Origin of the sequence: Micromonospora sp. BQ11 (assembly GCF_052068135.1) — a bacterium.
Lineage (GTDB): Bacteria > Actinomycetota > Actinomycetes > Mycobacteriales > Micromonosporaceae > Micromonospora.
The window spans coordinates 193763-203063 of sequence record NZ_JBQHDB010000012.1 but is presented as its reverse complement, the minus strand read 5'-3'; the positions used below and the strand labels follow the sequence as shown (position 1 = coordinate 203063).

General features: G+C 70.5%; 7 protein-coding genes and 2 tRNA genes. 1 reads left to right on the top strand and 8 read right to left on the bottom strand.

Annotation, left to right across the window (positions count from 1 at the left end; genetic code table 11):
• Positions 1 to 118: 118 nt before the first annotated feature.
• From ACTMSW_RS24150 to gyrB, 6 genes are all read right to left on the bottom strand, one after another.
• Positions 119 to 194 (bottom strand) — tRNA-Ala (locus ACTMSW_RS24150).
• Between the two features lie 46 nt (positions 195 to 240).
• A complete protein-coding gene (locus tag ACTMSW_RS24145; RefSeq protein WP_357036825.1) occupies positions 241 to 369 on the bottom strand; it encodes a DLW-39 family protein in 129 nt (42 codons plus the stop codon).
• A 45-nt stretch (positions 370 to 414) separates the two neighbouring features.
• Positions 415 to 488, bottom strand: a tRNA-Ile gene (locus ACTMSW_RS24140).
• Between the two features lie 312 nt (positions 489 to 800).
• Positions 801 to 1742, bottom strand: a complete 942-nt coding sequence (locus ACTMSW_RS24135; protein WP_441182952.1) for a DUF3566 domain-containing protein — start codon at positions 1740 to 1742, stop codon at positions 801 to 803.
• 4 nt (positions 1743 to 1746) lie between these two features.
• The gene (gene gyrA, locus ACTMSW_RS24130) at positions 1747 to 4266 is read right to left on the bottom strand and encodes a DNA gyrase subunit A (protein ID WP_441182951.1); all 2520 of its coding nucleotides are present in this window, start codon (positions 4264 to 4266) and stop codon (positions 1747 to 1749) included.
• A gap of 130 nt (positions 4267 to 4396) precedes the next feature.
• Entirely contained in the window at positions 4397 to 6343 is a 1947-nt protein-coding gene (gyrB, locus tag ACTMSW_RS24125; protein WP_441182950.1) for a DNA topoisomerase (ATP-hydrolyzing) subunit B, read from the bottom strand.
• Between the two features lie 505 nt (positions 6344 to 6848).
• On the opposite strand from gyrB, the gene ACTMSW_RS24120 reads away from it, so the two are divergent.
• On the top strand, positions 6849 to 7430 hold the full coding sequence (locus ACTMSW_RS24120; protein WP_441182949.1) for a hypothetical protein: 582 nt from the start codon (positions 6849 to 6851) through the stop codon (positions 7428 to 7430).
• On the opposite strand, the gene ACTMSW_RS24115 is transcribed toward ACTMSW_RS24120, so the two are convergent.
• Both ACTMSW_RS24115 and recF read right to left on the bottom strand, forming a co-directional pair.
• Positions 7421 to 8110, bottom strand: a complete 690-nt coding sequence (locus tag ACTMSW_RS24115; RefSeq protein WP_441182964.1) for a DUF721 domain-containing protein — start codon at positions 8108 to 8110, stop codon at positions 7421 to 7423. The two genes, ACTMSW_RS24120 and ACTMSW_RS24115, sit on opposite strands and share 10 nt — an antisense overlap.
• Positions 8111 to 8165: 55 nt before the next feature.
• Positions 8166 to 9299: a DNA replication/repair protein RecF gene (gene recF / locus ACTMSW_RS24110; RefSeq protein ID WP_441182948.1), complete on the bottom strand. Its 1134-nt coding sequence runs from the start codon at positions 9297 to 9299 to the stop codon at positions 8166 to 8168.
• Positions 9300 to 9301: the final 2 nt, after the last annotated feature.

The window sequence follows — 9301 nt, the reverse complement described above, 5'->3', positions numbered from 1 at the left end:
GCGCGGGCACGTCAGGCTGCCTCAGCCATTGACCGAATCCTGGGCGAGGAGGGGACGGCGTGACCGCTTGGCTGTACGAATGGTTGTACTCGGACCCGAGATCAACCGGTGGAAGTGCTGGTGGAGCCCAGGGGACTCGAACCCCTAACCCCTGCCTTGCAAAGGCAGTGCTCTGCCAGTTGAGCTAGGGCCCCGGGGCGGACGACGCCGCCTGGTGCTGGCAGGTACGAAGAAGCAGGATCAGCGCAGGTCGGGTGCGGTGGTCGCCTCGTGCCAGAGGGCCCGCTCGTCGTTGGACGCCTTCACCCTGCGGGCCACGACAGCGGCCACACCGACGACGCCGACCAGGATCAGCAGCTTCTTGAACATTGGGGCTACCCCTCACGCTCGACGTGCCGTCGGACGGATGTGCGGTGGGGCTAGCTGGAATCGAACCAGCGACCTCAGAGTTATCAGCTCTGCGCTCTAACCGACTGAGCTATAGCCCCGCGTAGCGACGAGCAAGGTTAACCCATGCCGCCAGCGGCCCCCAAATCGGGGTCCGGCCGACCGTCGCCCTGAAACCTACCGGACCTTCGGCGTCCCGCCCACCGACTTACCGGCGACACCAGAAGATCCACTCGACGTCCATGAAGTCGGGGCGTCGGAGCCGCCCGGACACCCCGATGTCACTGATGTCGAGTGGATCAAGCGCGGACGCGAGAGCAACCCGAACGGGCCGTCCTGCGACCGGCACGGATGAGACGCGGACGCCGGGGCCGACCGCTCAGGAGAGCGGTCCGCCCCGGCGTCCGGATGGTTCAGTCCCGTTCGGCGAGCGTCAGCTCGATGCCGCCCACCAGGTCCGCGCAGACGTTGTAGACGAACGCTCCCAGCGTGGCGAGCGCCGTGAACAGCACCACGTTGACCAGGCCGATCAGCGCCGAGCTGAGGATCACGCCACGCGCGGTGACCTGGAAGCCGTTGGCGCTCTGGCCGCCGCCGGCGTTGACCAGGTCCCGCAGACTGTCGTTCACGCTGGTGAACACGCCCATCGCGTCGAGGGCCAGGTAGAGCACCGACGTGGCGACGACCACCACGATGAAGAGCACCACCGAGACCGCGAAGGCGAACTTCATCACCGACCAGGGGTCGATCCGCTTGAGGTTCAGTCGAGCCCGGCGCGGTCCGCGGGACGCGGCCGAGCTGACCGAGGTACGCGCCGCGCGTACCGCCTCACCCACGCGGGCGGCCCCGACGGCGGCCGCGCCACCGAGCCCCGGCGGCAGGCCGCCGCCCTGGTTCGGGCGACCCGGAGCGGTCGGTCGACCGCCGTCCGCCTGGGGCCTCGCGGAACCGGTCACGCGCGGCTGCGTCCCGGTGGCACCGGCCACCCCGGTGACCCGCGGCTGGGTGCCGGTGGTGCCGGTGGTGCCGGTCGAGGCTGCCTGGCCGGCCCGCACGGTGATCGGCTGTGTGGTCGCCGGTCGGGCGGCCGTCGACGTGGCGGTGCCCCCGGCGCTCGGCGCGTCGATCTTCGTCGCGTCGGCGTTCTCCGTGACGTCCTTGTCATCGGTCGCCTTGTCCGGTGGCGGTGTCATCCCCGGAGCCCGGGTGAATTTCGGGGCAGGCGCGTCGGCGGGGACGGTGGCCCGGCCCACGGCCGCGCGGCCGGTCGCTGGTGTGCCGCTTTTCGCGGCCTCCTCGTCGACCGGGTTGGCCGAGGTCCCCGTGTTCCCCGACTTCGCCTGTGTCTCCGTCATTCAACTAGTCCTGTTCGTCAGGCTCGTCGGCATTGCGAGCAATCGCCACGATAGTCACGCCATCCGGGAGGTCCATCAGCTTGACCCCCATTGTGTTCCGGTCACGCGTGCGGCGTACAGGCTTCACCGGAGTCCGGATGACACCACCGTTGCTGGTGATCGCGAACAACTCGTCGTCCGGGTCGATCACCACCGCCCCGACCAGACCACCGCGCCGCTCGGTGATCTTCGCGGTCAACACGCCCTTACCTCCCCGGCCCTGCACCGGGTATTCCTCGATCGGGGTGCGTTTCGCGTAGCCCCCGTTCGTCGCCACCAGGACGTCCAGACCCTCCCGGACGACCTCCATGGCGAGCAGCACGTCGTCCTCGCTGAACCGCATGCCGATCACACCGGACGTCGCCCGCCCCATCGGCCGCAGCGCCTCGTCGGTCGCGTTGAACCGGATCGCCTGCGCGTTCTTCGAGACCAGCAGCAGGTCGTCCTCCGGTCCGACCAGGGCGGCACCCACCAGCTCGTCCTCATCGCGCAGGTTGATCGCGATGATGCCGCCGGAACGGTTGGAGTCGAACTCCTCGAGCCGCGTCTTCTTCACCAGGCCGTTCTTCGTGGCCAGTACCAGGTAGGGAGCCACCTGGTAGTTCGGAATCTCGATGATCTGTGCGATCTGCTCGTCCGGCTGGAACGCGAGCAGGTTGGCCACGTGCTGACCCTTCGCCACCCTACTGGCTTCCGGAAGCTCGTACGCCTTGGCCCGGTACACCCGGCCCTTGTTGGTGAAGAACAATATCCAGTCGTGCGTGGAGCATACGAAGAAGTGGCTGACGATGTCGTCCTGCCGCAGGCTTGCCCCGCTGACACCCTTGCCGCCGCGCCGCTGCGAGCGGTAGAGGTCCACCTTGGTGCGCTTGGCGTACCCGGTGCGGGTGATCGTGACGACCACGTCCTCCCGCGCGATGAGGTCCTCCATCGAGACCTCGCCGTCGAACGGGATGATCTTCGTACGCCGGTCGTCGCCCCACTTCGCGACGATCTCGCCCAGCTCCTCGGAGACGATCCGCCGCTGCCGCTCCGGCTTGGCGAGGATGTCCTTGAGGTCGGCGATCTCCACCTCCAGCTTGGCCAGGTCGTCGAGGATCCGCTGCCGCTCCAGGGCCGCCAGGCGACGCAGCTGCATGTCCAGGATCGCGGTCGCCTGGATCTCGTCGATCTCCAGCAGCCGGATCAGGCCCTGCCGGGCGTCCTCGACCGTGGGCGAGCGCCGGATCAGGGCGATCACCTCGTCCAGGGCGTCCAGCGCCTTGGACAGACCGCGCAGGATGTGCGCCCGCTCCTCCGCCTTGCGGAGCCGGAACGCGGTCCGCCGGCGGATCACCTCGATCTGGTGCTCGACGTAGTAGCGGATGAACTGGGCCAGGTTCAGCGTGCGCGGCACGCCGTCGACCAGCGCCAGCATGTTGGCGCCGAACGTCTCCTGGAGCTGGGTGTGCTTGTAGAGGTTGTTCAGCACCACCTTGGCGACCGCGTCGCGCTTGAGCACGAGCACGATCCGCATGCCGGTGCGGCCGGAGGACTCGTCGCGGATGTCGGCGATGCCGGCGAGCTTGCCCTCCTTGATCAGCTCGGCGATGCGCTCGGCGAGGTTGTCCGGGTTGACCTGGTAGGGCAGCTCGCTGACCACCAGTGCCGGCCGGCCGCGCTTGTCCTCCTCGACCTCCACCACGGCGCGCATCCGGATGGAGCCGCGGCCGGTGCGGTAGGCGTCCTGGATGGCCTGCTGCCCGACGATCAGGCCGTAGGTCGGGAAGTCGGGGCCCTTGACAATCTCCAGCAGCGCCTCGAGGGTGGTGGCCTCGTCGACCTCCGGGTTCTCCAGGCACCACTGCACGGCCGCGCCGATCTCGCGCAGGTTGTGCGGCGGGATCTTGGTGGCCATGCCGACCGCGATGCCCTCGGAGCCGTTGATCAGCAGGTTGGGGATCCGCGACGGCAGGATGGTGGGCTCCTTGGCCCGGCCGTCGTAGTTGTCCTGGAGGTCGACGGTGTCCTCGTCGATGTCCCGCAGCATCTCCATCGCCAGCGGGTCGAGCTTGCACTCGGTGTACCGCATGGCGGCAGCCGGGTCGTTGCCGGGCGAGCCGAAGTTGCCGTTGCCGTCGACCAGCGGGTAGCGCAGCGACCACGGCTGCGCCATCCGGACCAGCGCGTCGTAGATCGCCGAGTCGCCGTGCGGGTGGAACTGACCCATCACGTCGCCGACCACGCGGGAGCACTTCACGTAGCCGCGGTCCGGCCGGTACCCCGAGTCGAACATCGCGTAGAGGATCTTGCGGTGGACCGGCTTGAGCCCGTCCCGCACGTCCGGCAGCGCCCGCCCGACGATGACGCTCATCGCGTAGTCGAGGTACGAGCGCTGCATCTCCACCTCGAGCCCGACCGGTTCGATCCGGTCGTGCGCCACGACGGCGGCGAGGGTCTCGGGAACCTCGGGTTCGTTCGGTGTGGACTCGGGGGTATCGGTCACTGTTAACCCTTATCAGACTCAGAGTCGGTTTCGTGCTGTGGATAACCGCTGTGGATAACGGCCGCGCTGTGGATAACTCTGTGGATCGGCGGGCCGCCCGGTGGATGACCGGGCGGCCCGCCGTCGTCCATCAGATGTCCAGGAACCGGACGTCCTTGGCGTTGCGCTGGATGAACGACCGGCGCGCCTCGACGTCCTCGCCCATCAGCACGCTGAACAGCTCGTCGGCCGTCGCCGCGTCGTCGAGGGTGACCTGACGCAGCGTACGCGTCGCCGGGTTCATCGTGGTCTCCCACAGCTCCGGGTAGTTCATCTCGCCGAGGCCCTTGAACCGCTGGATGTCGTCCGGCCGGGCGTTCGGCTTCTTCTGCTGGCGCAGCGCGATCAGCCCGTCGCGCTCCCGGTCGGAGTACGCGTACTGGGCGTCGTCGCCCTTCTTGTTCCACTTGATCTTGTAGAGCGGCGGGGCGGCCAGGTAGACGTGCCCCAGCTCCACCAGCGGCCGCATGAAGCGGAACAGCAGGGTGAGCAGCAGCGTCTGGATGTGCTGGCCGTCGACGTCGGCGTCGGCCATCAGCACCACCTTGTGGTAGCGCAGCTTCTCCATGTCGAAGTCGTCGTGGATGCCGGTGCCCAACGCGGTGATGAGCGCCTGGACCTCGTTGTTCTTCAGCACCCGGTCGATCCGGGCCTTCTCCACGTTGAGGATCTTGCCGCGGATCGGGAGGATCGCCTGGGTGCGCGGGTCCCGACCCTGCTTGGCCGAACCGCCGGCCGAGTCGCCCTCGACGATGAACACCTCGGACTCGCGCGGGTCGGTGGACTGGCAGTCGGCCAGCTTGCCCGGCATCGACCCGGACTCCAGCAGCGACTTGCGGCGGGCGAGCTTGCGCGCCTGCTGCGCGGCGATCCGGGCGCGGGCGGCCTGGGACGCCTTGGTGATGATCATCTTGACCTCGGCCGGGTTGCGGTCGAACCAGTCGACCAGCCATTCGTTGCAGACCCGCTGCACGAAGCTCTTCACCGGGGTGTTGCCGAGCTTGGTCTTCGTCTGGCCCTCGAACTGCGGGTTGGCCAGCTTGACCGAGATGATCGCCGCGAGCCCTTCCCGGATGTCCTCACCGGAGAGCTTTTCGTCACCCTTGAGCAGCTTCTTCTCGGTGCCGTACCGGTTGACCACGCTGGTCAGCGCGGACCGGAAGCCCTCCTCGTGGGTGCCGCCCTCGTGGGTGTTGATGGTGTTGGCGAAGGTGTAGACCGACTCGCCGTACGACTCGTTCCACTGCATGGCGATCTCGACCGACATGCCCTCCTCCTCGGCGCCGAACTCGACCACCGTCTTGTGGATCGGGCTCTTCGAGGCGTTGAGGTGCCGGACGAAGTCGGCGATGCCGCCCTCGTAGAAGAAGGTCACCTCACGCTGCCGGCCGGTCTCCTCCTCGGCCACCCGCTCGTCGAGCAGGTGGATGCGGAGGGCCCGGTTGAGGAAGGCCATCTCCTGCAGGCGCCGGTAGATGGTCTGAAAGTCGAAGTCGACGGTCTCGAAGACGTCGGGGTCGGGCCAGAAGGAGACCGCCGAGCCGGTGCGGTCGGTGGTCTCGCCCTTCTCCAGCGGGCCGGGCTTGGAGTTGTCGTACCGCTGCCGCCAGACGAAGCCGGACTTGTGGATCTCCACGGCCATCCGGGTGGAGAGGGCGTTCACCACGGACACGCCCACGCCGTGCAGACCGCCGGAGACCGCGTACGCCTTGCCGTCGAACTTGCCGCCCGCGTGCAGCACGGTGAGCGCGACCTCGACACCCGGCTTCTTCAGCTTGGGGTGCAGGTCGACCGGGAAGCCACGGCCGTTGTCGGTGACCCGGACGCCGCCGTCGGCGAGCAGCACCACGTCGATGGTGTCGCAGTACCCGGCCAGCGCCTCGTCGACCGCGTTGTCGACGACCTCCCACACCAGGTGGTGCAGACCGCGCTCGCCGGTCGAACCGATGTACATACCGGGCCGCTTCCGGACCGCCTCAAGACCCTCGAGGACGGTGATCGACTCGGCGCCGTACTCCTGCTTGTCCTGCGCTGCCACCCTCGGCCACTTTCTCGCGCTGTGGCACGCCTCACGGCGTGCCGGGGCGCGGGTTCGGCGGACAGGACGCGACGTCGGCACGCGGACCGGCACCGGGACAAGCCGGGGTACGGGTCGAACGCGCCGGTCGCCGCGGTTGCCCGCGGATCGCGATCGGCTCGACCCGACGTGGACAATGATCACGGGCCCGCATCGGGGCCCGGGTTTCGTCGCACCGCACCGGGTCTTCGTCTCTGCGTCAATCTTACTGTGCGCGAACGACAGAACCACCACTCGGCACCCCTGCGGGGCGTCTGAGACCTCCGTAGCGGGCCGAACTTCGCCGTCCGCGACTCCCCCTACACGCCACGGTCCGATCGACGGCGCGACCGGCCGAAGACCGCGCGTTGCGTCGCACCACGTCCGGGGTACGGTCACGGCGCGCCCGGAACCGGCCTTGATCTTTCCCGGCCGGAACCGGACGATCGACCCGATCTACCCGACACGGCTTGAGAGGTGACGCCAGATGGGGCTGGACAACGTCGCGGTGCACTGGCCGCGGACCGGCCGCTTCTACGATCCGGTCGCGCCGGCCGAGTTCGTGGACTTCGGCGAGATCGTGGACATGCCCAGGATCTCGGCGCCCACGGCGGCGCTGGCCGAGCTGATCGCCAAGACCGGCACGGTACGCGCGACGGCCTACACCGAACTGGTGGACCTGCTGCTCGGCCTGGAGGGTGTGCTCTACGCCACGGACGCCGCCGCGGAGGACGAGGACCCGGTCATCGACCCCGACGGGTGCGGCTGGATCGCGGACGGGATCGAGCGGTTCGTGGCCGGGCACCGCCCGCACGGCGACACGGTGACCTTCGAGTCGGTCAGCGAGGTGCTGCGCGGGATGCTGGCCGACAACCGGCTCGCCGAGAAGCAGCTGCGCTGGCTGGACAGCCGCCTCGACGCCCTGCGCGACGACGCCGGCGCCCCGCCGGCGTGGGACTACACCTGCCCGGAGCTGTCCGTCCTGGCGGCGTTCTACCGCCGCTGCGCCGACCGGGGCTTCGCCGTCTACGCCGAGTCCGAGGCGCCCCGGCGGGCCGGTCAGCCGTAGGTGTCGCGGGGGCCGCGGCCGCGTACCCGGCGGGGGCCCCGGGACCACGACGGCGCCGCCGGGCCGTGGATGTGCAGCCGGCGCACGACGTTGTGACCCACCTCCCGGCCGATCTGCTGGAGCAGCGACCCGGCGAGCAGGCGGAGCTGGGTCGCCCAGGCCGTGGAGCGGGCCTCCACGGTCAGCTCGCCGTCCTCCAGCTTCACCGGCCGGCTGTGCTGCGCCACCTCCGAGCCCACGACCTTCTCCCACGCGCCGAAGACCCTCGCCTCGGCGGCGGGTTGCTGCCAGCCGCGCGCCTTCATCAGCCGGTCGAGCACCGCGCCGAGCGGCTGCGGGTCCCGCGGGTCCGGCCCGGGCCCGGAGTAGCCACGCAGCCGCCGCTCGGCGCCACCACCCTCACCGCCGGTCCCGCCGCGCCGGCGGGCCTTCGCCGCCGCCGACTCCCGCCGGGACTTCGCCGCGTCGAGCACCGCCCGTGCCAGCTGCGGCCCGGAGGCGCCCTCCGACGGTCCACCGGCCGCACCCGCGTCGCCCTTCGGCGCACCGGACGCACCCGCGTCGCCCTTCGGCGCACCGGACGCGGCGTCCGCGCCGCTTCCGGCCGCCCGTGGGACACGGCCCGTCGGTCCGCCGGCTCCCGAGGAGGTACGCGCACCGCCGGCCCCACCCCCGCTCACGCGGCCCGGGGCGGGCGACCGGTCCGGGTCCCCCGCACCGCCCGGTCGACGCGGTTCATCCGACACGACGCACCGTCCCCTCACCGACCGCGTACCGGGCACCGCGCAGGCGGGCCGGCACGTCCTCGTCGACCGCGCAGGTGACGAGCAGTTGACCGGCCCCGCCGACCAGGTCGGCGAGGCGTTCCCGGCGCCCGGCGTCCAGCTCGGCGAACACGTCGTCGAGCACCAGCACCGGCTCGATGCCGTCGGCGCGCAGCAGGTCGTACCCGGCGAGCCGCAGAGCCAGGGCGTACGACCAGGACTCGCCGTGGCTCGCGTACCCCTTGGCGGGCAGCGGGCCGAGCGTGAGGGTGAGGTCGTCGCGGTGCGGGCCGACCAGCGTGGTGCCCCGCTCGACCTCGGACGAGCGGGCCTCGACCAGCGCGGCGGTGAGCGCCTCGGCCAGCACGGCCCGGTCGGTGGTCGGCTCCGCCAGCTCCACCGAGGGCCGGTACGCGATCCCCGCCGCGCCCTTGCCGGCGGCCACCGCGTCGTACGCCTTCGTCACGTGCGGGCCGAGCGCGGCGACCAGCTCCAGCCGACCGGCGAGCAGCTCGGCGCCGTGCCGGGCGAGGTGGGTGTCCCACACCGCCAGGGTCGACAGGTCACCGCCGCGGGAACCGCCGGTCTTCCGGGCCAGGTACGCGGTGCGCAGCAGGGCGTTGCGCTGCTTGACCACCCGGTCGTAGTCGGCGCGCACCCCGGCGTACCGGGGCTGGCGGCTGACCAGCAGGTCGTCGAGGTAGCGGCGACGCTCGGCGGGGTCGCCCCGGACGAGTTCCAGGTCCTCCGGGGCGAACAGCACCAGCCGGAGGGCACCGAGCACATCGCGGGCCCGGCGGGCGGGAGACCGCCCCAGCCGGGCCCGGTTGGCCTTGCCGGGGACGATCTCCAGCTCCACCAGGAGTTCCCGGCCCTCGTGCACCACCGCGCAGCGGATCACCGCCGAGGTGGCGCCCATCCGTACCAGCGGGGCGTCGGTGGCGACCCGGTGCGAGTCCAGGGTCGCCACGTAGCCCAGCGCCTCGACGAGGTTCGTCTTGCCGACGCCGTTGGCACCGGTCAGGACGTTCGCCCCCGGCTCCAGGTCCACGGCGACCCGCTCGTACGAGCGGAAGTCGACCAGTTCGAGCCGGCGGACGTACACAG